The following is a 24,107-nucleotide window of genomic DNA, read 5'->3' on the forward strand; positions in this document are numbered from 1 at the left end:
ACCCGACCGCATGAAGTCGGATTCGCTAGTAACGGCGCATCAGCTACGGCGCCGTGAATACGTTCCCGGGCCTTGTACACACCGCCCGTCACATCATGAAAGCCGTCTGCACCCGAAGCCGCCGTCCCAACCCGCAAGGGAGGTGGGCGTCCAAGGTGTGGGTGGTGATTGGGATGAAGTCGTAACAAGGTAGCCGTTGGGGAACCAGCGGCTGGATCACCTCCTTTCTAAGGAGCAGGGCGCGCCGTCCAAGGCGCGCCCAGGTGGATGTCTCCGGCGCGAGCCGGAGACATGGCGGCCCGCGAGGGCACGCCGCCAACACACGGAACCCGCATGGGCGCGGGTTCATCGCATCCCTTCCGGCGCGGAGTTATTCCGCCGGGGCTGTCCGAAACAGGTCGCGAGCGCCGCCGGTGGCGCAGGTTTGGGGGCATAGCTCAATTGGTAGAGCACGTGCTTTGCAAGCATGAGGTCACCGGTTCGATCCCGGTTGCCTCCACCAGCCCTGATTTTAGACTTGTGATTTTAGATTTGTGATTGCTGCGAATGTGGCAATCTAAAAATCTGAAATCCGGAATCCGGGTTTCCGGCGGTGGCCGGGTTGCACCGGGCGTGTAGCTCAGTTGGTTAGAGCGCGTCCCTGATAAGGACGAGGTCCCTGGTTCGATTCCAGGCACGCCCACCACTGGCTAGCATCCGCGGCCGCGGAAGTTTCCCGCCGATGCGGCGGGGGGCGCTCCGGCGGCGTTGCCCCTTTCACGGGGCCGCCGCGCATAGTTCTTTGACAATAGCATAGTTCTGGGTATGAAGTTGCAACCGAGCCGGCCGGGACCGATGGTCCCGGATCCGGTCAAGCGTATACGGGCACACGATGGATGCCTTGGCACCAGCAGGCGATGAAGGACGTGGCTTGCTGCGATAAGCCCCGGGGAGCCGCGAGCAGGCATTGATCCGGGGATTTCCGAATGGGGAAACCCGGTGGGCGTCCGGCCCACCACCATGCGCTGAACACATAGGCGCATGGGGCGATACCGGGGGAAGTGAAACATCTCAGTACCCCGAGGAAGAGAAATCAAGACGAGATTCCGTGAGTAGTGGCGAGCGAAACCGGAAGAGGCCAAACCGCGGGGCTTGCCCCGCGGGGTTGCGGGAGCGCCGCATGGCATCGTTTCTGCATAGCCGAACGGTCTGGAAAGTCCGGCCACAGGGGGTGAAAGCCCCGTAGGCGAAATGCAGGAGCGGCCTGGCGAATTCCCAAGTAGGACGGGACACGTGAAACCCCGTCCGAATCCGGGGGGCCCACCCCCCAAGCCTAAATACTCGCTGGTGACCGATAGTGGACAAGTACCGCGAGGGAAAGGTGAAAAGAACCGCTGTTAGCGGAGTGAAAGAGACCTGAAATCGTGTGCCCACAAAGCTGTAGGAGCCCCGAGAGGGGTGACTGCTTGCCTTTTGCATAATGAGTCCGCGAGTCACGGCAGGCGGCGAGGTTAACCCCTGATGGGGGGAAGCCGTAGCGAAAGCGAGTCCGAAATGGGCGTTCTAGTCGTCTGCCGTGGACCCGAAGCCCGGTGAGCTACCCTTGGCCAGGTTGAAGCCTCGGTAACACGAGGTGGAGGACCGAACCGGTGTCCGTTGAAAAGGGCTCGGATGAGCTGTGGGTGGGAGTGAAAGGCTTACCAAACCGGGTGATAGCTGGTTCTCCTCGAAATGCCTTTAGGGGCAGCCTTCGCGAATGCAGGCGACGGGGGTAGAGCACTGAATGGTCTAGGGCCCCTACCGGGGTACCGAAGCCTCTCAAACTCCGAATACCGTCGCTGTCACGCGGGGAGTGAGACTGTGGGGGCTAAGCTTCACAGTCGAAAGGGAAACAGCCCAGCCCGCCGGCTAAGGCCCCTGAATCTGGTTAAGTCACTAAGGATGTGGAGTCTCGGAGACAGCTAGGATGTTGGCTTAGAGGCAGCCACCATTTAAACAGTGCGTAATAGCTGACTAGTCGAGAGATTCCGCGCCGAAAATGATCGGGAGTCAAACCAGATGCCGAAGCCGCGGATTCCCCCTCCGGGGGGATGGTAGAGGAGCGTTCCGCACGGGACGAAGCGCGAGGGGGACCGAGCGTGGACTGTGCGGAAGTGACTATGCGGACATGAGTAACGAAAAGTGGGGTGGGAATCCCCACCGCCGGAATTCCAAGGTTTCCCGGGGCAGGTTCGTCCGCCCGGGGTTAGTCGGTCCTAAGGCGAGGCCGAAGGGCGTAGTCGAAGGACAACGGGTTAATATTCCCGTACTGCCGGTGAGAGTTCGAGCGATGGAGTCAGCAGGAGGCTGGCCCCGCGACCTGATGGATGGTCGTCCAAGCCCCTAGGGGGCCCGCGCAGGCAAATCCGCGCGGGCAACCCTGAAGGGCGACGGTGAGCGCCCCCGCGAGGGGGCGCGAAGAGGGTGACGCCAGGCTGCCGAGAAAACCTCCTGGCAATCGAGCCGGCAACCGTACCAAAACCGACACAGGTGGAAGGGTACCAGCATACCAAGGCGCGCGAGAGAAACCTCGTTAAGGAACTCGGCAAAATAACCCCGTAACCTAGGGAGAAGGGGTCCCCCGCGAGGGGGCGCAGTGAACGGGCCCAGGCGACTGTTTAACAAAAACACAGCACTCTGCAAACACGCAAGTGGACGTATAGAGTGTGACACGTGACCAATGCCGAAAGGTCAAGGCAAGGGGTTAGCCGCAAGGCGAGGCTCCGAACCAAAGCCCCGGTGAATGTCGGCCGTAACTATAACGGTCCTAAGGTAGCGAAATTCCTTGTCGGGTAAGTTCCGACCTGCACGAATCTTGTAACGATCTGGACGCTGTCTCGACGAGGGGCTCGGCGAAATTGAGGTAGCGGTGAAGACTCCGCTTACCCGCGGAAAGACGGAAAGACCCCGTGAACCTTTACTGTAGCCTGATATTGGATTTCGGTTCGATCTGTGTAGGATAGGTGGGAGGCTTTGAGGCTCCGGCGCCAGCCGGAGCGGAGCCGTCCTTGAAATACCACTCTCTTCGCACTGGAATTCTAACCCCGTGTCGTGAAACCGGCCGGGGAACATTGTCAGGTGGGCAGTTTGACTGGGGCGGTTTCCTCCCAAAGTGTAACGGAGGGGCACAAAGGTTCCCTCAGCACGGTCGGCAATCGTGCATAGAGCGTAAAGGTATAAGGGAGCTTGACTGCGAGTCCTACCAGACGAGCAGGTGCGAAAGCAGGTCTTAGTGATCCGGCGGTTGAATGTGGAATTGCCGTCGCTCATCGGACAAAAGGTACTCCGGGGATAACAGGCTTATCGCTCCCAAGAGTTCATATCGACGGAGCGGTTTGGCACCTCGATGTCGGCTCATCATATCCTGGGGCTGGAGAAGGTCCCAAGGGTTCGTCTGTTCGCCGATTAAAATGGTACGTGAGCTGGGTTTAGAACGTCGTGAGACAGTTCGGTCCCTATCTTCCGTGGGCGCAGGATATTTGAGGAGGTCGGTCCCTAGTACGAGAGGACCGGGATTGACGGACCTCTGGTGTTCCAGTTGTCGTGCCAACGGCATTGCTGGGTAGCTATGTCCGGAAAGGATAAGCGCTGAAAGCATCTAAGCGCCAAGCCCTCTCCAAGATCAGATATCCCTATGAGACCCCTCGTAGATCACGAGGTTGATAGGCCGGGGGTGTAAGGCCCGCAAGGGCTTCAGCCTACCGGTACTAATCGGTCCATCGTCTTAACCATTTGTCTTCTCGGCATAATTGAAGTTCTCTATCCATTGTCCGGATACTGTCCGGTCGCTTCGTTTCCCCTGGAAACCGGAAACGAGCAACCGGCAACCGTATTCCCGGTGACCATGGCGGAGGGGCCACACCTCTTCCCATTCCGAACAGAGCCGTTAAGCCCTCCAGCGCCGATGGTACTACCTCCAAAGGGTGGGAGAGCAGGTCGTCGCCGGGACTTTTCTTCGCGCGGGCGTGATTCGTTCACGCCCGCGTTTTTTTTTATGCGAATGTCCATCACGCGTGTGCCTCCTCCGATCGTGATACCGTACGCTGTGGTAGTGTCCGGTAGTGTCCACTCTTTTTCGCACTATCACCTGAGCATGTACTTGAGCTAGTCAATGTTGTATCCCTCTCATCCCCCCTGGGGTCCCCCAGGGGGCGCCACCCGCCCTGTTCCTCGCTTTCAATGAAAGACGGAAGGGGAGCTCATTTGCACGTCCCGGGGGCGCATGGTTGGTATATCATAGGGCCGGAAGGGAGCAGGCTATGCCGCACACGAAGATCATCTGCACCTTGGGGCCGGCGACCGCCTCGGCGAAAAGCATCGCGGGCATGGCGCGCGCGGGGATGGACGTGGTCCGCCTCAACTGCTCGCACGCCACGCACGCCGCGATACGCGAATCAGTCGCCCGCGTCCGCGCGTTCAACCGGAGGACGCGCAGGCGTATCCGCGTTCTCCTCGACCTCGAGGGGCCCCGCATACGGATCGGGGAGCTGAAGGGTCACCGGCCGATCCCGTTGAAGAGGTTGCAGGTGCTGTGGCTGAAGGCGGGCGATTTCAAGGGGGAGGGGAACGTCGTCCCGCTCGACTACGCGGGCCCCCTGAGCGACCTCCGCGGCGCCGAGCAGATCTACATCGACGACGGGAACATCTGCCTGAAGGTGGAGTCGGTCCGCGGCGACGCCGTCAGGACGCGGGTCGTGGCGGGCGGCATCCTGAAGGAGCACAAGGGCGTGAACGCGCCCGGGGCGCGCCTCTCGATCCCGGACGTGTCGGAGTCGGACCTTGAGAACATCCGGCTCGGCGTGCGCGAAGGCGTCGATATGATCGCGCAGTCGTTCGTCCGCTCCCCGCGCGCGATGAAGAGTATCCGCCGGGAGGTCGCCGGGCGCTTGCCGGGCTGCCTCCTCGTCGCCAAGATCGAGAACGAGGAGGGGATCCGCGCGCTCGACGGCATCGTCGAGGCCTCGGACGGCGTGATGGTCGCCCGCGGCGACCTCGGCGTGTCGGTCCCGGTCTGGAAGGTCCCGGTGCTCCAGAAGGAGATCATCGCGTCCTGCCGGGCGGCGGGGAAGTTCTCCATCACGGCCACGCAGATGCTCGAGTCGATGACGGAGAACCCGCGCCCGACGCGCGCGGAGGTCTCCGACATCGCCAACGCCATCCTCGACGGGAGCGACTACGTGATGCTCTCCGCCGAGACCGCCGCGGGGAGGCACCCGGTGGAGGCGGTGCGGATGATGGACCAGGTCATCCGCTTCACGGAGGCGTCCCGGTACTACGGGCCCGCGAGGAGAAGGGGGAGGGGATGCGGCGCGCGGCCCCGGCACCGATAGGCCTGACGAGCACGGTCCCCGTCGAGATCATCTACGCGGCGGGGCGGCGCCCCGTGGATCTCAACAACGTCCTCGTGACCTCCGCGGACCCGTCCGGGCACCTCGACGCCGCGGAGCGGGCCGGGATGCCGCGGACCACCTGCGCATGGACGAAGGGGATCTACGCGGTCGCCCGCGCGATGCGGCTGCGGGCGGTCGTCGGCGTCCTCGAGGGGGACTGCTCGAACACGCGCGCCATCGTCGAGCGGTGGCGGGAGGACGGGATCGAGGTGGTCCCGTTCGCCTACCCGCACGACAGGAGCGCGAAGAGACTTCGCGAGGAGCTCGCGCGCTTCGCCGCCGCCCTCGGCACGACGCCGGCGCGGGCCGAGGAACTGAAGCGGCGTCTCGACCGGATACGGGCGAAGGTGCGGCGCCTCGACGAACTGACCTGGCGCGATGGGACGGTGACGGGGGAGGAGAACCACGCCTGGCAGGTGTCGTGCAGCGATTTCGGCGGGGACCCGGACCGGTTCGAGCGGGCGATCGACAGGTTCCTGGCGGCGGCCGGGACAAGGAAGGCGGGGAGGCACGGCATCCGCGTCGGATACGTCGGCGTGCCCCCCATCGTCGATGGCCTCTACGGCGAACTGGAGCGGATCGGCTTCGAGGTGGTCTTCAACGAGGTGCAGCGGCAGTTCGCGATGCCGTACGCGACCCGCGACCTTCCCTCCCAGTACCTCGCGTACACCTACCCGTACGACATTCAGGCGCGCCTCCGGGACATAACGGCCGAGGTGCGGACGCGGCGCATTTCGGGTATCATCCACTATGTCCAGACCTTCTGCCATCGCGCGATCGAGGATCTTCTGATCCAGCGCGCGGTCGGCGTACCGGTCCTCGCGCTCGAGTGCGACCGCCCGGGCCGCCTGGACGAGCGGAACCGCATCCGCCTCGAGGCGTTCGGGGAGATGCTTTGCAGACGTTGTATGTAACATGTGCGGAGTAAGGGAGATATAGCGTTAGTCGCCCCGGGGGGAAATCGTATGAGAGAGCTGAAAGTCGCCGAGATCACGCGGGCGGTGAGGGGGCTCTGCATCGAGGCGAACATCGTCGCCGACGAGGACGTGCTCGCGGCGTTCAGGGAGCGCCTGAAGACGGAAACCTCCCCCGTAGGGAAGGAGGTGCTGAAGACCCTCCTCGAGAACGCGCGGATCGCCAAGGAGGAGCGCCTCCCGATCTGCCAGGACACGGGGATGGCGATCGTCTTCCTCGAAGTCGGACAGGAGGTCCGCCTCGTCGGCGGGGACCTCGAGATGGCGGTGCACGAGGGGGTGCGGCAGGGGTACAAGGACGGCTACCTCAGGAAGTCCGTCGTGAAGGACCCGGTCGAGCGGGGCAACACCGGCGACAACACGCCGGCGGTCATCCACACGCGCATCGTCCCCGGGGACAAGGTCAGGATCACCGTCGCGCCGAAGGGCTTCGGCAGCGAGAACATGAGCTTCGTGAAGATGTGCACCCCCACCGCCGGCTACGAGGGGATCAGGCAGTTCGTCGTGGAGTGCGTGAAGAAGGCCGGCGGGAACCCGTGCCCGCCGGTCGTCGTCGGCGTCGGCGTCGGCGGGACATTCGAGAAGGCGGCCCTGATGGCGAAGCAGGCGCTCACGAGGAAGCTCGGCGAAAAGAGCCCGAGGCCGGAGATCGCGAAGCTCGAGGGCGAGCTCCTCGAGGAGATCAACAGGACGGGGGTCGGCCCGCAGGGCCTCGGCGGCTCCACCACCGCCCTCGCCGTCCACGTCGACACCTACCCGACGCACATCGCCGGGATGCCGGTCGCGGTGAACATCTGCTGCCACGCCTACCGGCACGGGGTCGTGGAGCTGTGAGGGCGTATGGGAGTGACGGCGCGCGGGCGAAGAGGCAATCGATGCCGACACGAATATGGGGAGGATCATCATGGCGACAATCGAGATCACCACGCCGCTGACGGACGAGGTCGTGAAGGGGCTCAAGGCGGGGGACAGCGTGCTCATCACCGGGACGATCTACACGGCCCGCGACGCGGCGCACAAGCGCCTCACCGAGGCGGTCGCCAAGGGGGAGAAGCCCCCCGTCGAGCTGAAGGGGCAAATCTTCTACTACGCCGGCCCGTCGCCCGCCCCTCCGGGGAAGCCGATCGGGTCCGTCGGCCCCACGACGAGCTACCGGATGGACGCGTTTGCGCCGAAGACGATGGAGTTGGGCCTCAAGGGGATGATCGGGAAGGGGCCCCGCGCGAAGGAGGTCATCGACGCGATGAAGAAACACGGGGCAGTGTACTTCGCCGCCGTGGGCGGGGCGGGCGCCCTGCTGGCCAAGTGCGTCAAGGCGGCGAAGCCGGTCGCCTATCCGGACCTCGGCGCGGAGGCGATCACGGAGCTCACGGTGGAGCGGTTCCCCGCGATCGTGGCGACCGACTGCCGGGGGAACGATCTGTATAGCCGCACGGCTTAAAGGCGCGGCGGGAGCGGCGCATGGCGCCGATCATTCCGATCGCCTCTTTCTCATCACGACCATATCCTGGAAATTCAGGGCGCCGCGTTCTCTATAGTCGATGATCTCGAAATATCGGGAATACGCCTCACGCGTGTACCCCTGTTTCTGGAACACCCCCCGGTAGTATCCGGACGGCGCGACGCCGTCCAGACCGTGATCGACCATTCCGTCGTAGATCCCCCCCGCGAGCAACTCCTCCGCCTGACGCCCCGGAAGCGCGAATCCCGCCGCGAATTCACCGTGCACGGTGGCCAGCAATAACCCGCCGGGGGCAAGGATGCGCCGCAGCTCCTCCAGCCAGGCGTGCTGGACTTCCTTTGCCAGGTGCGTCAGCACCGAATAGGCAATGATAAGGTCGAAGGAGTCATCGGCGTACCCGGTGGGCGGATAGGGATCGACGGTCGAGAATATCCCCGGCGGGAGAAAATCCCGGCACCACGCAATGGAGTCGGAGTCGATGTCGCAGCCGTGTATGGAGGGGATCCCGGAGAAGCTCAAGAAGAACCTGGTGATCCGTCCGCACCCGCATCCCCACTCCAGCATCGTCCGTATGCCCCGGGCGTCAAGATGCGAGGAGGCGAGGTTCCAAAACTCCATGTAGGATTGCAAGCCGGAGATCATGAACATATCGCCCCAGATGCTTCCCTGGGACCTCTTGATGTTTTCGGCGGGCGGCAGCGGATAACAGGAATAGAGGCCCGGATAGTACCAGGCGACCATCTGGGCGGCTTCGTTCCCGCGGGACGAGCCCGTCACGCGGATCTCGGTGAATCCCCCCCCGTCCTGCTGGGGGAGGGGGACGGAGAAGTCGAACGCTGAACGGCGCGAGTGGGAGATGAACGGGAACGCGTCCTGGAGGCTCCCGCGTTCGGCCAGTTCCTCCTGCGCGACCTTCACCCGATTGATATACAGCGACGCCGTGTCAAGTTCCCTGTCGGGAAGGAGCATCCATCCGGAAGCCCTGAACAGATTCTTCTCGCAGGCGAGTTTTTCAAAATACCCCCGGGCTGTTTCGACCCTCCGCGGTAGTGCGCCCGACGCGTCGAGGGCGGCCTCGATCCTCTCGATCCTCCCCCGGAGCGCCATAGCGTCGGCGTCGGCGCGATGGCCCGCCGCGGCCAGGCTTGTCCGGAGCGCACTGAGCCGCTCGTCGACCGACGTATCCGTGGAGGAGATCCCGAGGACGTTCTTTATGAACGAGCGCACCCCTGCGGGGAGACATTTCGCGAGCACGGGGCGTGGGTTCATGCTACACTTTCTCCTCAGGAAAGGATACTGTATACGGTATCCGAACATCGGGCAACGATAATCTCCCGACCGGCGCAATAGGCCGGTTGCGGTGGGATGGCATTCACACCGCCCACCAGTTTCCTCCCTCTCGCGTGAGGAGGAAAACAGCGGCGCTGCCGTAGCATCACCGAGGCGTTGCCGGCCGGCAAGGATCCGGTCGGACAGATGAGGAGGTGCGCAATGTCGGTCGGATGGATCATCCTGCTGGTCGTTGCCGCGGTCGTGTTGTATGCGGTTCTCGGGTACAACCGTCTCGTACGCCTGCGGAACAGGATCGAGAACGCCTGGTCGCAGATCGACGTGCAGCTCAGGCGCCGCTACGACCTGATCCCCAACCTCGTCGAGACGGTGAAGGGGTACGCCAGCCACGAGAAGGAGGTCTTCCAGAAGGTGACCGAGGCCCGCGCGAAGGCGATCAACGCCTCCGGCGTGATGGCGCAGGGGCAGGCGGACAACGCCCTCACCGGCGCGCTGAAGTCCTTATTCGCCGTGGCGGAGAACTACCCCGATCTCAAGGCCAACCAAAACTTCCTAATGCTCCAGGAGGAGCTGTCGGGGACCGAGAGCAAGATCGCCTACTCCCGCCAGTTCTACAACGACACGGTGATGACCTACGACACCACGCGCGAGACGTTCCCCTCGAACATCATCGCGAACCTGTTCGGCTTCGGCGAGAGGGAGTATTTCCAGACGGGGGAGGAGGCGGCGCGGGAGCCGGTGAAGGTGAAGTTCTGAAGATAGCTTGCCGCATACTACAATAATGTACGAACAGATCGCCCGCAACAAGCGCAACTCGGTCGTCCTCTGCGTCCTCTTCGTCGCCTTCGTCGCCTTCCTCGGCTGGGTCTTCGGCCAGGTATCCGCGATGGGGAACGCGGGGGTCGTCATCGCCGTCGCCGTCGCGGTGGCGTGGACCTTCGGCTCCTACTACTGGAGCGACCGGATCGTCCTCGCGATGAGCGGCGCGAGGCCGCTTGTGAAAGAGGAGTTCCCGCACCTGTTCCACGCCGTCGAGGGGCTGGCGATCGCGGGGGGGCTCCCCGTCCCGCGGGTCTACGTGATCGAGGACAGCGCCCCGAACGCCTTCGCGACCGGGCGCGATCCGGCGCACGCGGTCGTCTGCGTGACCACGGGCCTCCTCCAGAAGATGAACCGGCTCGAGCTGGAAGGGGTCGTCGCCCACGAGCTCTCGCACATCAGGAACTACGACATCCTTCTCGGCTCCCTCGTGGTGGTGATGGTCGGGGTCGTCACGCTCCTGAGCGACTGGATATTCAGGAGTTTCTTCTGGGGCGGGCGCCGCCGCCGCGACAACCGCGGAGGGGGAGGGCAGGCGCAGGCGATCCTCTTGATCGTCGCGCTGCTCCTCGCGCTCCTCGCGCCGCTGGTCGCGCAGCTCGTCCGGCTGGCGATCTCGCGGCGGCGGGAGTTCCTCGCGGACGCGAGCGCGGCGATGCTCACGCGCTACCCGAAGGGGCTCGCCGACGCCCTCCGGAAGCTGGACGCGGACTCGGACCCGCTCGAGGCGGCGAACAAGGCCACCGCGCACATGTACATCGTCAATCCCCTGCGGGGGGACCGCGGGATGGTGAGCCGCCTCTTCTCGACGCACCCGCCCGTCGCGGAGAGGATACGGGCGCTGGAGGGGATATGAGCCGTACGCGGCGCGTCGGAACCGGAACACGATATGCTCCGCGTGGCGGGGCGGGGGGGATGCGATGCGGGGCGTGACGATCGAGCGGATACGGATGCACCGCGACGAGCGCGGCAAGGTGTTCGAGCCGCTCGGCCCGGAGACGCTCCAGTCGGGCCTGCTCCGCAACACGCACGTGGCGACGATGGCGCCCGGGGCCGTTCGCGGCTCCCATCGCCACCGGAGCGCGACCGAGACAGTCGTCTTCTCCGGCGAGATCCGGCTCGTCTTGCGGGACTTGGACGGCGCTTCCGAGGAGCATCTCTTCCACGACGGGGAGTGCATCCGGGTCACCATCCCCCCGGGCGTCGCGCACGCGTTCGTCAACGCGGGGACTACCGACGCCTTCATCGTCTGTTTCAGCGACCGGGTGGCGGGGACGGATCCGCAGGAGAAGGTGCAGCTCGTCTGAGCCAACAAGGGTCGAGGCGCGACCGGATGCGGTTCAGGCGTGCGTGCGGCCGCAACGACAGGCAGATTACCGTGAAGAATCCCCTGAGGATCGCGGAGCGGATGAAGATGATCGACGCCTCCGGCATCCGGAAGGCGTTCGATCTCGCCCACGCGATCGAGGACCCCGTCAACCTGAGCATCGGCCAGCCGGATTTCGACGTCCCCGAGGAGATCAGGGAGGCGGCCATCCGCGCCATCCGGGCGGGGCACAGCCGCTACACGCTCACGCAGGGGATCGACGCGCTCCGGCGCGAGATCCGCCGGCACCTCGAGGAGGAGAAGGGATACTCGCCCGAGGAGGTCATCGTCACCTCCGGCGCGGCGGGCGGCATTATGCTCTCCTTCCTCGCGCTTCTCAACCCGGGCGACCGGGTCGTCATCCCCGACCCGTACTTCGTCATCTACAAACACCTCTGCCGAGTCGTCGGGGCCGAGCCGGTCTACCTCGACACCTACCCGGACTTCGAAATCACCGGCGAGCGCCTCGAGCGCGCGATGGGGAAGGGGGCGGCGATGGTCATCATCAACAGCCCCTGCAACCCGACCGGCGCGGTCCCCCGCGGCGCGCGCCTGCGCGAGATCGCGGCGATCGCGGCACGGGCGGGGGCGTACATCCTCTCGGACGAGGTCTACGACTTCTTCTGCTACGACGGCCCGCACGAGAGCGTCGGCGCCTCCTCGAGGGACGCCCTGGTCGTCGGCGGCTACTCGAAGGCGTTCGGGATGCCGGGCTGGCGCCTAGGCTACGCGGCCGGGCCTAGGGAGATCCTGGCCGAGATGACCAAGCTGCAGCAGTACTCGTTCATCTGCGCCCCCGCGCCGCTGCAGCACGCCGTCCTCGACGCCTACCGGATCGATATGCGCCCGGTCCTCGACGCATACCGGCGGAAGCGCGATCTGCTCTGCGACGGGCTCGCGGAGAAGTTCCGCTTCGTCAGGCCCGAGGGCGCATTCTATCTCTTCCCCGAAGCGCCCGGGGGGAGCGGGGCCGAGTTCGTCAGGCGTGCGGTCGAAGAGAAGCTCATCCTCGTCCCCGGCTCCGTCTTCTCGGAGCGGGACACGCACTTCCGGATCTCCTTCGCCGCCCCCGACGACACCCTCCGACAGGGGGTGGAGATCCTCAACCGCCTCGCCTGAACGCGGTCCGCGGGGAGAGCCCCACACGAACGTCTCCGATCCGGGCCCGAAATCGCCCGAAACCGGCCTCCTGAACCGCGGGCCCGATACACCCCTCCGGCGCGCCCGCCGACCGGGCGAGGCGCTTTTGCGATTGACCGGCTCCGGCCCGTTGTGGTATCACTGTGACGGTTTCAGGCGAACGGTCCTCAGCGGCCGAGAGAGGAGTACCTATGGGAACCATCCTTTTCATCCTGGCGCGGTTGATAGGGAAGATCGACGCGCCGAACGATCTGCTGCTCCTCTGCTTCCTCATTTCGCTGGACAGCATCGCGCTTGCGAGCTTTCTGAAGAAGGAGTAGGTCCGCAGACGCATCGCCGTTGGAACATCGTGCACGCCATCGGCGTGACAAGGAGCGGCCGACCGCTCCCCTCCGCCGCGCAGTTCCCTTCTGAAACGCGCGCCGCGGCGAAAAGCGCCGCGGCGGACCTCGCGTATGTCGTCTGCGCCCGTAGCTCAATTGGATAGAGCGTTGGCCTCCGGAGCCAAAGGTTGGGCGTTCGAACCGCCCCGGGCGCGCCAGTACCACGGTGCAAGGTTGAAGGTGCAAGGTTGAAGGCAAAGGTATGTCCGTGAACCGGAAGGACGGGCGGAAAAACGACGAGCTTCGGCAGGTGCGGATCACGCCGGATTTCGTCAAGTACCCGCTCGGTTCGGTGCTGGTGGAGTTCGGGGACACGAAGATCCTCTGCGCCGCCTCGGCGGACAACGTGCAGCCCCGTTGGATGCGAGACCAGAAGAGGCCCGGCGGCTGGATCAGCTGCGAGTATTCGATGATGCCGTTCTCCTCCCCGGAGCGGATGGTGCGGGAGTCGACCCGCGGCAGGATCGGGGGGAGGACGCACGAGATCCAGCGGATGATCGGACGGGCGTTGCGGGCGGTGGTGGATTTGGAGAGCATCGGCCCCCGCACCATCTGGATCGACTGCGAGGTGCTCCAGGCGGACGGCGGGACGCGGACCGCCTCCGTGACCGGCAGCTTCGTCGCCCTCCGGCTGGCCCTGCGGAGGATGGCGGCGGAGGGGCTCCTGGAACGAAACCCGCTGCGCGAGGCGCTTGCTGCGGTGAGCGTCGGCAAGGTGGACGGGGAGATACTGCTCGACCTCGACTACGAGGAGGATTGCCGCGCCCAGGTCGACATGAACCTCGTCGTCACGGAGAGCGGGCGGTTCATCGAGATCCAGGGCACGGCGGAGACGGAGCCGTTCACGGCGGAGGAGATGGCGTCGTTGACGGCGATGGCGCGGTCCGGCATCGCCGCGCTCATCGAAACCCAGAAGCGCGCGCTCGAGGGGCGTTCGTGAACGAGATCGTGCTCGCGACGAACAACCGGGACAAGGTCCGCGAGTTCAAGGAGATGCTCCGGCGTTCCGGGCTCGGACTCGAGGCGCGCTGCCTCGCCGACTTCCCCGGCTCTGCGGCGGTCCCCGAGGACGGTGAGACGTTCGCCGAGAACGCCGCGAAGAAGGCCCTCGCCGCCGCGCAGGCGACGGGGAAACTCGCCCTCGGCGACGATTCCGGCATCGAGGTGGACGCGCTCGCGGGCCGTCCGGGGGTCCGCTCCGCCAGGTTCGCGGGGGAGAACGCCACCGACGAGGACAACAACGAGAAGCTCCTCGCCCTGCTGCGCGACGTCCCCGAGCGCAGGCGCCAGGCGCGTTTCGTCTGCTGCATCGCCATCGCCGATCCGGAGAAGGTGCTCGACGTCGCGGAGGGGAGCTGCGCGGGGAGCATCGTGATGAAGCGCCGGGGGAGCGGCGGATTCGGCTACGACCCGCTCTTCCAGCCGCTGGAGTACCACAAGACCTTCGCCGAGCTCCCTTCGGGCGTCAAGAACAGGATAAGCCACCGCGCCCGGGCGCTCGAGAAGGCGCTGATGATGCTCGAGAAGCATCTGTACAAGACGGAGCGCGATCGGGCGGGATCCGGCGGTTGAACCGTCCCTCTCCGCCCTCCCGTGCCCCGGACGCCTTTCCCGGGCGCGGGCCCGGTCGAAACGGGGCGGACCGGTCTTCGACGGAAGGAGCTCCGGTGCGAACCGACGACCTGACGTTGCTCGCCCTGCGGCTGCGGGAGCCGGTCGAGCAGGCGATGCGGATCCGCTCCGCGACCCTCAGCAGGCGCGGGATGGTGTTTCGCGGCGCGCTCCTCATGGCGCCGGGGGATGCCGTCGCCTTTCTCAGGGAGCGTCTCGGCGCGATCGGATTCGTCCCCCTGCTCTCGCGGCGCGGGGAGGAGTGCGAAATCCGCCTGGCCCGCGACGTTGCCCCGCCCCGCGCGAATCCGCTGGTCAATCTTCTGCTGTTCGCCCTCACCGTCTACTCGACGCTTCTCGTCGGCGCGGCGAACGCGGGCGTCGACATCGTTGCGCACCCCGGGCGCCTCGCGGCCGGGATCCCCTTCTCCGCGAGTTTGCTCGCCATCCTCATCGTGCACGAGTTCGGGCACTTTTTCATGGCCGCGTACCACGGCGTTCGCGCGACGCTCCCGTATTTCATCCCCGCCCCGACCGCGATCGGGACGCTCGGGGCGCTGATCAAGACGCAGTCGTTCATCCCCGGCAGGAAGGCCCTGCTCGACATCGGGGTCGCGGGGCCGATCTGCGGCTTCATCGTCGCCCTGGTCGCGCTCGGCGTCGGCCTGGCGCGCTCGGAGGTGGTCGAGATCGCCCCGCTCCTCAGGGCGGGGAGGGTGGACTACTTCGGCGACTCGCTGGCCGTCTGGGTGATGACCCTTCTCGTCAAGGGGGGGATCGCCGAAGGACGGGACGTGGTCCTGCATCCTGTCGCGTTCGCCGGGTGGGTGGGGCTGCTCGTGACCGCGTTCAACCTGATGCCGGTCGGGCAGCTCGACGGGGGGCATATCGCCTACGCGGTCGCGGGGCGCGGCCACTCGTTCATCGCCCGCGTCGCGCTCGCGGCCCTCCTCGCCCTCGGCTTCCTCTGGCGTCCCTGGTGGATATGGGTGCTCCTCATACTGGCCCTCGGCCCCGGCCACTCCCCGCCGCTGGACGACGTGACGCCGATCGGCCGCGGGAGGACCTGGATCGCCTTTGCGGCGGCCCTGATTCTCGTGCTATGCTTCGTGCCCGTGCCGATCTCGGCGCGCGGGTGAGATGCCGGATGCGCGAAACGAGGCGGCGGAAGGAAGAGAGACGGTGCCTGCGACACAATTGGACGGGAGCGACGAGCGCTTTCTCGACAAGCTGTGCGCCGGGATGAAACCGGCCGAGAGGGCGCGGTGGACGCGGCGCCTCGAAGCGGTCGTCGCGATGCCCAAGGCCGAGCTGCACTGCCACCTCGCCGGATCGATGCGCCCCGGCACGCTCAGGGACCTCGCCAGGACCGTTCCGGCCCTCGACTGGAGCTTCTGCGACTCAGGGTACGGCTACTCGGTGAGGAGGCGGATCGCGGAAGGGGACCCGGCGGAGGTCACGCGGCTGCTCGAGTACCGCAAGACCGGCGGCAGCCTCTCCGACTACATGCTCGCCTACTCGCTGCCCAAGACCGTGCTCGCCACCGAGGAGGCGCTCGAACGGGTGACCTGCGAGGTGTGCGAGGACGCCTTCCGCGAGCGGATACGCTACCTCGAGATCCGGTGCAACCCCCGGATGCTCACCGGGGCGATCAAGATCAAGCCGTATCTCAAGGCGCTCGGGCGCGGGCTCGACCGCGCCCGTGACCGCCATCCCGACCTCGAGGCCGTCCTCCTCATCTCCCTGGTGAAGGACTACAGCGCGGAGGTGGTGGAGGAGATCGTGTCGGAGATGCTCGACGCGGCCTCGAGCCCCTCCCTTCGGGGGAAGATCGGCGGGGTGGACAGCGCGGGAAACGAGATAGGCTTCTGCATCGCCCGGCACGCCAAGGCGTTTGCGATGGCGCACAGTGCGGGGCTGGCGGTCGTCTGCCATGCGGGGGAGGCGTTCGCCGCGCTCGAGGACGGGGTCGCGATGATCGAGGACGCCGTGGAGATCCTGAAGGCGAAGAGGATCGGGCACGGCCTCGCCGCGGGGCTGGATGCGCGCCGCCTGGGCGGTACGGTCGATCTCAACGGCCGGCGCTACACCGAGGCGCGCCTGGAGCGGCTGGCCGCCCGGCAGCGCGCCCTGCGCGCGAAACTGCGGAATGACGACGTCCTCGTGGAGGTGTGCCCCTCGAGCAATCTGCACACGGGCAACGTCGCCACCCTCGAAGAGCACCCGCTACGCCGTTTCCTCGCCGACGGCGTCCCCGTGGCCATCTGCACCGACAACCGCTGGATCTCCCACACGAAGCTGAGCTGGGAGATCGTCCGGATGGCGCGCGCCCTGGCGCTCGACGAGTCGGCGATCCGGCGGGTCGTCTCGTCCCCGTTCCGGTACCGCCTCCCCGATCTCGCCCGTCCATGACGCGAGGGTGGCGAAACGGAGGCGGCGCCCCCCCTCACCGGTAGAGATAGAGATCCTTCTCCTTGTACTCCCTGATCTTGAGCCGCGGGTACGCGTACACCCCGTCGTCGCCTATGGTGCCGCGCAGTTCGATCGGGATCTTGCCCCCGGCGTAGCCGCCCTTCTCCCGGAGGCCGCTGCGGTACTTCGCCTCCTCCGCGAACGCCATCAGCCGGCGGTAGGTGGCGTAGTCGAGGTCGATCGTCTCCTCGCGCTCCCCCTTCCCGTCGAGGTGGATGAGGGTGATCGTGCCGCGCTGCGTCGAGACGATCCCTTTCGGGGAGAGCTCGCCGTTGTCCGGGTCGCCGTCGAGCAGGTGCGGCCCCAGATGCAGCGCGGTCATCGAGAAGACGATCGGATCCTCGCTGAGGGTCTGTTTGTCGAGGGAGAAGACCGGCTCCCGGGACTTCTCGAGGACGGCGAGACGCTCGAGCGCCTTGGGCGCCGCCGCGGTCCCCGGATAGTCGTCGAGGACGGTCTCGTAGCAGCGGATCTTCTCCTCGGCGCTGTCCGTCGCCTCCGCGAACTCGAGGTACTGCGCGGCCGCCTTCTCCCGCAGCTTCACGAGCCGCCCCTCGGAGAGCTTGCCGCTTCTCTCGTAGTGGTATACGGCCTTGGCCAGGTTCTGCCGGCGTGCGTAGGCGCGGCCGAGCTTCAGATGGACGTCGGGGGCCTCCGGGGAGTCCGGATAGCGGCGCAGGAAGGCGACCCCGCGGTCGATGATCTCCCCCTCGGAGACAGGGGTGCGCAGGACCGAGCTCGCGCCGCGGATGCCGAGAGCGAGGAGGTTGAACGTCCCCATGCTCCCGAGCGCCTGGAGACCCTGGGTGATGAAGCGGGAGGTGCCGAGGATGACGTTCGACTTCACGAACCCGTCCCCCAGCGCGATGTATTTCGCGGTCTCCTTATGGTGCTGCATCCGCGAGCGCTCGAACGCCCGCTGCGGGTTGTACCCCTCGTCGGCGAGGAACGCCGCGGCGCGCCTTCCGATATGGGTCTGTTCGTCGCGTTCCGCGAGCTCCCGCATCAGGGAGATCGCCCTGTCGTGCGCCCCCTTCATGTCGTGGGCGACGGCGATCGCGTAGCGGGCGGAGGGGGCGTAGGGGCTCTGCGGGTGGCGCGCGAGGAACTCCTCCGCCTCGAAGATCAGCGTCTCCGGGACGCCGTCGGCGGCGGCGTAGAGGACGCGTGCGTAGGCGCGCTCGTCCTCCCCGGGCGGAAATGCGCCCGCCTTGTCGGCGGGCTCGAGGGTTCCGCGCTTGAGCGCGTTCAGTTCCGCCTCGAGTTCCCGGGCGCGGGCGAGCCCCTTCGCCGCCGCGTCGTCGCCGGGCGCGTAGGCGAGCGCGTTCTTGAAATGCTGCTGCGACTGCCAGTAGTTCCCTTTCGCCAGCTCCTCCTGGGCGAGGGCGAGCTCGCGGGAGCGGGCCGTCTCGAGGCGCTTGCGGTCGAGGCGGGTCACGCGCCGCCGCAGGAGTTCCGCCTTGTCGCTGTCGGGGTACTTGTCGAGAAACCGCCGGTAGAGGACGAGGGCCTTCTTCTCCTCGACGCTGAGTTCGGTGAGCTTCCCCGCGTTGAGGGCCGTCGCCATCCCGGCGTCGATCATCGCCGGGAAGTAGCCGACCGCGAGGAGGCTCAGGGGGCGCACGAAGGTGTTGAAGATGAAGGCGAACCGGTTGTACCGGTCGGCGCGCAGTAGGGCGTCCGCGCTGCGCGCCTCGTCGCCGAGGCGGTGCTCGATCCGCCCGCGGAGATCCGCGTCCGGCGTCTCCCCGAGGAGACTGCGCTGGGCCCTGACGAACTCGTCGGGATCGGCGATGGTGCTCATCGAGAGGTCCAGCACGTTGTCGCTCAGGCCCGTGGTGGGGGCGTTTCGCGCATCGAGGAAGTCGTCCATCCCCTTGAAGAAGAGGTACTCCTTCTCGAGCGCATCGGCGTCGCCGAGGTAGGCGAAGGCGATCGCGCGTTCGACGTGCCGCTCGATGCCGGAGGAGGAGTCGGTCCCCGCCGCGGCGGCGGGCTCCCCCTCCGCCCGAGCCGCGCCGGAGAGCGCCGAGAGGAGCGCAAGGACGCCGATCGCCCGTTTCATTCGCTCTCGCCCTGGATCCTCGCCACGTAGGCGTTGAACGACTGGAGCTTGCCGAGGGCCTGCACCTTCTCCTCGGCGCCGTCCTTCTGCGCCACGAGGCTGTAGAGGCGTATGGCCGCGTCGGCGGATTTGTTGAAGGCCGACATGTCGAAGTCGAGGCTGCGCGGGTCCTTCTCCTGCGCGTACCGTTTGGCGAGCAGGGCGCAGAAGTCGGCCCAGTTGAGGTAATGGATGTTGATATTCTTGCTCGCGGCGTGCTTCACGGTGAGCTGGCGGTGCAGGGTGAGCGCGCTCTCGGCCCCGTTGCGGACGATGAGGTAGTTCTGGGCGACGAACTCGGCGAGGTGCTGCTCGGCCTTCTCCTCCTCCTCGAGGGCGAGCCATTCGTACGGGGTGCCCCGGACCTCCTCGATGAGCCGCCGCCACCGGTCGAGCCTGAACTCCATCTCGGTCAAATAGTCGCCGACGTTGTTCTTCTCTATCCGGTAGCCGGCAAGATCGTTGAATTTGGCCAGGACCGGCAGCTTCGCCTGCGCGCGCTCCCTGAGCGGGGAGTCGCTTTCGGCGACCTGTCTGAACGCGCCGAGGGCGCCATCGTAGTCGTGGAGCCGTTCCATGCAGAGGCCCTTCAGGAACGCCACGGTGTCGGGCATCCGCCGGGGGTAGACCTTCTCGAAGTTCATCAAGCGGATGAGGCTCGCCTTGTGCAGGTTCTGTCCGCTCGGGTCGCGGGGCGCGGCGAAACGGTAGGTGTTGTCGTGCGCGTGCCGCTGGATGTCGCTCGCGATCTCGAGGAGGTTCTCGTACGGTTCGTAGCGGCCATCGGCGACCGGCCGGCGGTCGCGCGCGCATCCCGGCAGCGCCGCCGCCACGAGGGCGGCGAGGAGGCACGCGGCCGTCCCCCGCCGCGGATGCGGCGGGGATCGAAGGGGGACCGCGGGGGCGATGCGGGGAACGGCCATTTTCAGTGCACCCATTGTAGCGCATCGCCGGGGGGGGCGGCAAGGCCGCCTCGCGTCCGGCCGCGAACCTCTTTCCCTGGCGCCGTTTCCGCGGAATCGGCTATACTGAACGGACAGGCGCCCCGCGGCGGCCGCGGCCGACGACGGCGCGAAGGGGGCGGCGGGGGGGAGGAGGGGACGATGAAGACCGGCGAGGGGCGCGTGCTGGTCGTGGACGACGACAAGGCCCTGCGCGACATCCTGTCCCGCGCCCTCGCGAGCCACGGCCGGCGGGTGCGCTGCGCCGCGGGGGGGGAGGAAGCCCGCCGCGAGATGCGGGAACCGTTCGACGTCGTCCTTGTGGACCTGGTCCTCCCCGGCGAGAGCGGCATCGACCTCCTGCACTGGATCAGGAGGACGTCCCCGTCCACGGAGGTCATCGTCATCACGGGGCACGCGACGGTCGAGACGGCGATCCGGGCGATCGAGTACGGGGCGTTCGACTACATCCAGAAGCCGTTCGACCTCAGGGAGATATCCCATACCGTCTCGCGCGCCGCGGAGAAGAACAGGCTCCGGGCCGAGAACGAACGGCTCATCGCCGAGCTCAAGGAGTCAAGGGGGCGCCTCGAGGAGTCCGCCCGCGGGCTCGAGGAGACGGTGCGCCGGCGGACGGCCGATCTGGGGGCCGCGCGCGAGGAGACCGAGAAGAAGGCCCGGCAGCTCGCCATCATCAATGAGATCTCCAACGCCCTGACATCGAGCCTCGAACTGGAGGAGGTCCTCCGGATCGTGGTGCGCGAGATCAAGAAGCTGATCCAGTTCGACCGTTTGAGCATCGCGATGCTCAACGAAACCCGCACGCACAGCCGGGTATACTTCATGGAGCCGCCGATGGAGGGGATGCAGGGGGCCGTCTTCCCCCTGGACGGCACCGGGATCAGGTGGGTCGCGGGAGAGAAGCGGCCGCTCATCCGGGGGCGTCTCCAGGGGGAGGCATCCTTCGCCGAGGACGAGTTCATCCAAACGACCGGGATGCGGTCGGGGATCGTCGTGCCCCTTCTGTACCGGGGCGAGGTGACCGGGACGCTGAACCTGGGGAGCGCCGCGGAGGCCGCCTATGCGCGGGGCCACGAGGAGATACTGCAGCAGATCGGCGGGCAGATCGCCATCGCGCTCGAGAACGCCCGCCTCTACCGGGAGCTGAAGCGGTACAGCGACACGCTGGAGCAGAGGGTCGACGAGCGGACCGCGGCGCTCCGGAGGAACCTGAAGGAGCTCGAGGAGGCGCAGCGGAACCTCGTCCAGTCGGAGAAGCTCGCCGCCACCTCCAAGCTCGTCGCCGGGGTGGCGCACGAGATCAGGAATCCGCTCAACTCGATGTCGTTCGCCACGGCGAACATCCAGAGGGCCCTCACCCTCGGAGAGATCTCCCGCGTCCGCGAACTGTGCGGCGAGAGCATCGGCATCCTCAGGTCGGATATCGCCCGCCTGAAGGATATGGTCGACAAGTTCATGGCGTTCACCAAGCCGGCGGCCATTACCCTCGAGGAGACCGACCTGAACGAACTCGCCGCCAACGTGGTGCGCGGGGTGCGGGAGATGTTCGCGGAGGCGGGGATCGAGCTCCGGGAGGGGTACGGGGACGGCATGCCGCGGTTGAGGGTGGAGCGGGACGCGTTCCACCATACGATCCTCAATCTGCTTCTGAACGCCCGCGACGCGACGCCGCGGGGGGGGCACGTCGCCGTGCGGACCCGGTCTGACAAGGATCGCGTGGTCGTCGAGGTCGAGGACGACGGCTGCGGCATCCCCGCCGAGATCAGGGACAAGATCTTCGACATCTTTTTCACCACGAAGGCGGAGGGGGCGGGGCTGGGGCTCTCGCAGGTGTACCGCACCGTCGAGAGCCACAGGGGGACGATCGCGCTGGCAGGCGGGGCCGGGAGCGGGACCGTCTTCACGATCTCGCTCCCGCGGGACTAGAACCGATGGAACCGGTGCCGATACTGCTGCTCGACGACGACGCCAACACCCGCAAGGGGTTGTCCACCTTCCTCTCGATGCAGGGCCTTTCCGTGAGAGTCGCGACGCGCCCCTCGGAGGCGTTCGCCGCGCTCGAGGAGGGGGGGGCGGGCATCCTGCTCACGGATGTGCGGATGCCGGAGATGGACGGTATCTCCCTCGCGCGGGAGGTCAAGAAACGGTTCCCCGACGTGATGGTGCTGGTGATGACCGCCTACGGCAACGTCAAGGACGCCGTCGTGGCGATGCGGGAGGGGGCGTTCGACTATTTGACGAAGCCGCTGGACGAGGAGGAACTGCTCCTCTCCCTCCGCAAAGCCTCCGACTACGTCTCCCTGCGCAGCGAGGTCCGCACCCTCCGGAGGAGCCTCGGCGCGTCCTCCCCGTACGAGGGCCTCGTCGGCGGCAGCGAGGCGATGGGGGAGGTCTATCGCTTCATCGCGAACGCCGCGGCGGCGGAGTCGAGCGTGCTCATCAACGGGGAGACCGGGAGCGGGAAGGAGATCGTCGCCCGCGCCATCCACTTCAACAGTTCGAGGAAGGACCGGCCGCTGGTAGCCGTGAGCTGCGGGGCGCTTCCGGAGGCGCTGATCGAGAGCGAGCTCTTCGGCCACCTGAAGGGCGCGTTCACGGGGGCCGTCGCCGACAGGGCGGGCAAGATCCGATCCGCCGACGGCGGGACCCTGTTCCTCGACGAGATCGCGACGCTGAGTCTCTCCTCCCAGGTCAAGCTCCTCCGCGTCATCGAGGAGCGGAGCTTCGAGCCGCTGGGGAGCGACCGCGCCATCGAGGTGGATATCCGCCTCATCGCCGCCACAAACGAGGATCTGGCGCGGGCGGTGGAGGAGGGGCGGTTCAGGAAGGATCTGTTCTATCGGCTTAACGTGCTGCATATCGAGCTGCCGCCGCTGCGTACGCACAAGGAGGATATCCCGCCGCTGGTACGGCACCTCCTCGGCCGGCTCGGCAGGGGCGGGGCGCGCGTCTCCTCCGGGGCGATGAGCCTCCTCCTCCGACACGACTGGCCGGGCAACGTCCGGGAGCTTGAGAACGTGCTGGAGAGCGCCCTGGCGTCCGTGGAGGGCGATCTCCTCGCGGCGGAGCACCTTCCCCCCGTTCTGGGCGCCCCCGAGGAGCCGCGGCCGATGCGCCTGAGCGACAAGGTGGCGTACTTCGAGAAGCAGATCATGGTGGAGAAGCTCAAGGAACTGCACGGCAACGCGGCGCGGGCGGCGCGGGAACTGGGCTGCCCCCTGCGGACATTCAGAAGGAAGCTCGCGCACCATTCCCTCGAACCCTCCTCGTTCAAACTAAGCCGCCCCTCGCCGTAGCGCTTCCCCGCCGCATCCTCCAGGTATCCGCACACTCTATCGATCCTGTGCCACACGCACCCTCGGTGTTCCATTGTTCCCCCGAACAGTGCCAGACTGGCACTGTTCTTTTTCTCCAAGCAACCCGAAAGGGCCGAATATGGCACTGTTTTAAGGGGCGCAAATAATCCAAGTTATAACACTTTGCGATACAATGAATAGCAACTACGGTCTATGCGATGGAGTGGCATCGTTCTTGCTGAATCCAGTCACATGCGCGCCATATGCGAAATGAGTGACACTGCAGTGAGTTCGAACAAACAGAGGATTTTGGTGGTCGACGATTCCAGGAACATCCGGCGGTCTTTCTGCCGGATGCTCGAATTCTCGGGGTACGACGCCGTCGAGGCATCCAGCGGCATGGATGCGATCCGGTGCGTGGAGCGCGGCGGCGTGGCGCTCGTCCTCATGGACGTGGTGATGCCCGGAATGACCGGCATAGAGGCGGCGAGAACCATCTCGTCGAAGCCCATCGTGCCTCCGGTGATACTCATGAGCGGCTACCTCAACGCGCAACGGCGTGCGGAGATCCCGCGCGTGGCGCGTGCGGTGCTGGGCAAGCCGATAGACGAGGAAACGCTTCTCGACGCGGTGGGCAGGGAGCTTGCGCGCGGCCCGGCGAATTCAAACTGCGAGGCGGCGCGATGATGAAGCGGGCCCTCCGGATCGGATGCGGCGCCCTCGCCGCGGCGTGCGGACTGTTCGCGGCGGATGCCTCCGCGCAGTCCTACGAGCTTCGCCCGATCGCCGACGCCTTCAGCCAATGGACGCGCAGCACGGG

At 66.4% G+C, this 24,107-nt stretch carries 18 protein-coding genes, 3 tRNA genes and 3 rRNA genes; 21 read left to right on the plus strand and 3 right to left on the minus strand.

The annotated features are described in order from the left end of the window. The 9 genes from GXY35_05135 to GXY35_05175 form a co-directional block, all read left to right on the plus strand. Positions 1-237 (plus strand): 16S ribosomal RNA (locus tag GXY35_05135); the annotation flags it as partial. A gap of 189 nt (positions 238-426) precedes the next feature. Continuing rightward, a tRNA-Ala gene (locus GXY35_05140) sits at positions 427-502 on the plus strand. A 106-nt stretch (positions 503-608) separates the two neighbouring features. After that, a tRNA-Ile gene (locus tag GXY35_05145) sits at positions 609-685 on the plus strand. Between the two features lie 163 nt (positions 686-848). Then, positions 849-3,750 (plus strand): 23S ribosomal RNA (locus tag GXY35_05150). A 102-nt stretch (positions 3,751-3,852) separates the two neighbouring features. Next, a 5S ribosomal RNA gene (gene rrf / locus GXY35_05155) occupies positions 3,853-3,966 on the plus strand. A 311-nt stretch (positions 3,967-4,277) separates the two neighbouring features. Continuing rightward, a complete protein-coding gene (gene pyk, locus GXY35_05160) occupies positions 4,278-5,348 on the plus strand; it encodes a pyruvate kinase (protein NLW93967.1) in 1,071 nt (356 codons plus the stop codon). Continuing rightward, on the plus strand, positions 5,321-6,322 hold the full coding sequence (locus tag GXY35_05165) for a 2-hydroxyacyl-CoA dehydratase (protein NLW93968.1): 1,002 nt from the start codon (positions 5,321-5,323) through the stop codon (positions 6,320-6,322). Before pyk ends, GXY35_05165 begins: the two co-directional genes overlap by 28 nt. A 51-nt stretch (positions 6,323-6,373) precedes the next feature. Further along, positions 6,374-7,216: a fumarate hydratase gene (locus GXY35_05170; GenBank protein NLW93969.1), complete on the plus strand. Its 843-nt coding sequence runs from the start codon at positions 6,374-6,376 to the stop codon at positions 7,214-7,216. Positions 7,217-7,283: 67 nt separating this feature from the next. Beyond that, a complete protein-coding gene (locus GXY35_05175; protein NLW93970.1) occupies positions 7,284-7,823 on the plus strand; it encodes a Fe-S-containing hydro-lyase in 540 nt (179 codons plus the stop codon). Between the two features lie 30 nt (positions 7,824-7,853). On the opposite strand, the gene GXY35_05180 is transcribed toward GXY35_05175, so the two are convergent. Beyond that, positions 7,854-9,113, minus strand: coding sequence for a class I SAM-dependent methyltransferase (locus tag GXY35_05180; protein ID NLW93971.1), 1,260 nt, complete (start codon positions 9,111-9,113; stop codon positions 7,854-7,856). 222 nt (positions 9,114-9,335) lie between these two features. Between GXY35_05180 and GXY35_05185 the strand changes: the two genes are divergently transcribed. The 9 genes from GXY35_05185 (at position 9,336) to GXY35_05225 (ending at position 16,865) form a co-directional block, all read left to right on the plus strand. Further along, entirely contained in the window at positions 9,336-9,890 is a 555-nt protein-coding gene (locus tag GXY35_05185) for a LemA family protein (GenBank protein NLW93972.1), read from the plus strand. A gap of 25 nt (positions 9,891-9,915) precedes the next feature. Further along, complete coding sequence (htpX, locus tag GXY35_05190) at positions 9,916-10,809, plus strand: zinc metalloprotease HtpX (protein NLW93973.1); 894 nt, start codon at positions 9,916-9,918, stop codon at positions 10,807-10,809. A gap of 64 nt (positions 10,810-10,873) precedes the next feature. Then, on the plus strand, positions 10,874-11,260 hold the full coding sequence (locus GXY35_05195) for a cupin domain-containing protein (GenBank protein NLW93974.1): 387 nt from the start codon (positions 10,874-10,876) through the stop codon (positions 11,258-11,260). A gap of 71 nt (positions 11,261-11,331) precedes the next feature. Beyond that, on the plus strand, positions 11,332-12,438 hold the full coding sequence (locus tag GXY35_05200) for an aminotransferase class I/II-fold pyridoxal phosphate-dependent enzyme (protein NLW93975.1): 1,107 nt from the start codon (positions 11,332-11,334) through the stop codon (positions 12,436-12,438). Between the two features lie 485 nt (positions 12,439-12,923). Beyond that, a tRNA-Arg gene (locus GXY35_05205) sits at positions 12,924-13,000 on the plus strand. Between the two features lie 44 nt (positions 13,001-13,044). Continuing rightward, entirely contained in the window at positions 13,045-13,782 is a 738-nt protein-coding gene (gene rph / locus GXY35_05210; GenBank protein NLW93976.1) for a ribonuclease PH, read from the plus strand. 5 nt (positions 13,783-13,787) lie between these two features. After that, positions 13,788-14,414, plus strand: a complete 627-nt coding sequence (locus tag GXY35_05215) for an XTP/dITP diphosphatase (protein NLW93977.1) — start codon at positions 13,788-13,790, stop codon at positions 14,412-14,414. A 95-nt stretch (positions 14,415-14,509) separates the two neighbouring features. Further along, complete coding sequence (locus GXY35_05220; protein NLW93978.1) at positions 14,510-15,592, plus strand: site-2 protease family protein; 1,083 nt, start codon at positions 14,510-14,512, stop codon at positions 15,590-15,592. A 43-nt stretch (positions 15,593-15,635) separates the two neighbouring features. Continuing rightward, entirely contained in the window at positions 15,636-16,865 is a 1,230-nt protein-coding gene (locus GXY35_05225) for a hypothetical protein (GenBank protein NLW93979.1), read from the plus strand. A 34-nt stretch (positions 16,866-16,899) separates the two neighbouring features. Here GXY35_05225 and GXY35_05230 read toward each other — a convergent pair whose 3' ends face one another. After that, positions 16,900-18,990, minus strand: coding sequence for a tetratricopeptide repeat protein (locus tag GXY35_05230; GenBank protein ID NLW93980.1), 2,091 nt, complete (start codon positions 18,988-18,990; stop codon positions 16,900-16,902). Then, a complete protein-coding gene (locus GXY35_05235; protein ID NLW93981.1) occupies positions 18,987-19,967 on the minus strand; it encodes a hypothetical protein in 981 nt (326 codons plus the stop codon). The genes GXY35_05230 and GXY35_05235 overlap by 4 nt, the downstream gene beginning before the upstream one ends. Positions 19,968-20,132: 165 nt before the next feature. Between GXY35_05235 and GXY35_05240 the strand changes: the two genes are divergently transcribed. The 3 genes from GXY35_05240 (at position 20,133) to GXY35_05250 (ending at position 23,974) form a co-directional block, all read left to right on the plus strand. After that, positions 20,133-21,917, plus strand: coding sequence for a response regulator (locus GXY35_05240; protein ID NLW93982.1), 1,785 nt, complete (start codon positions 20,133-20,135; stop codon positions 21,915-21,917). 14 nt (positions 21,918-21,931) lie between these two features. Beyond that, complete coding sequence (locus GXY35_05245) at positions 21,932-23,287, plus strand: sigma-54-dependent Fis family transcriptional regulator (GenBank protein ID NLW93983.1); 1,356 nt, start codon at positions 21,932-21,934, stop codon at positions 23,285-23,287. Positions 23,288-23,572: 285 nt separating this feature from the next. Continuing rightward, positions 23,573-23,974, plus strand: a complete 402-nt coding sequence (locus GXY35_05250) for a response regulator (protein ID NLW93984.1) — start codon at positions 23,573-23,575, stop codon at positions 23,972-23,974. Positions 23,975-24,107: the final 133 nt, after the last annotated feature.

The organism is Chlamydiota bacterium, from assembly GCA_012729785.1.
GTDB lineage: Bacteria > Auribacterota > Tritonobacteria > UBA1439 > UBA1439 > UBA1439.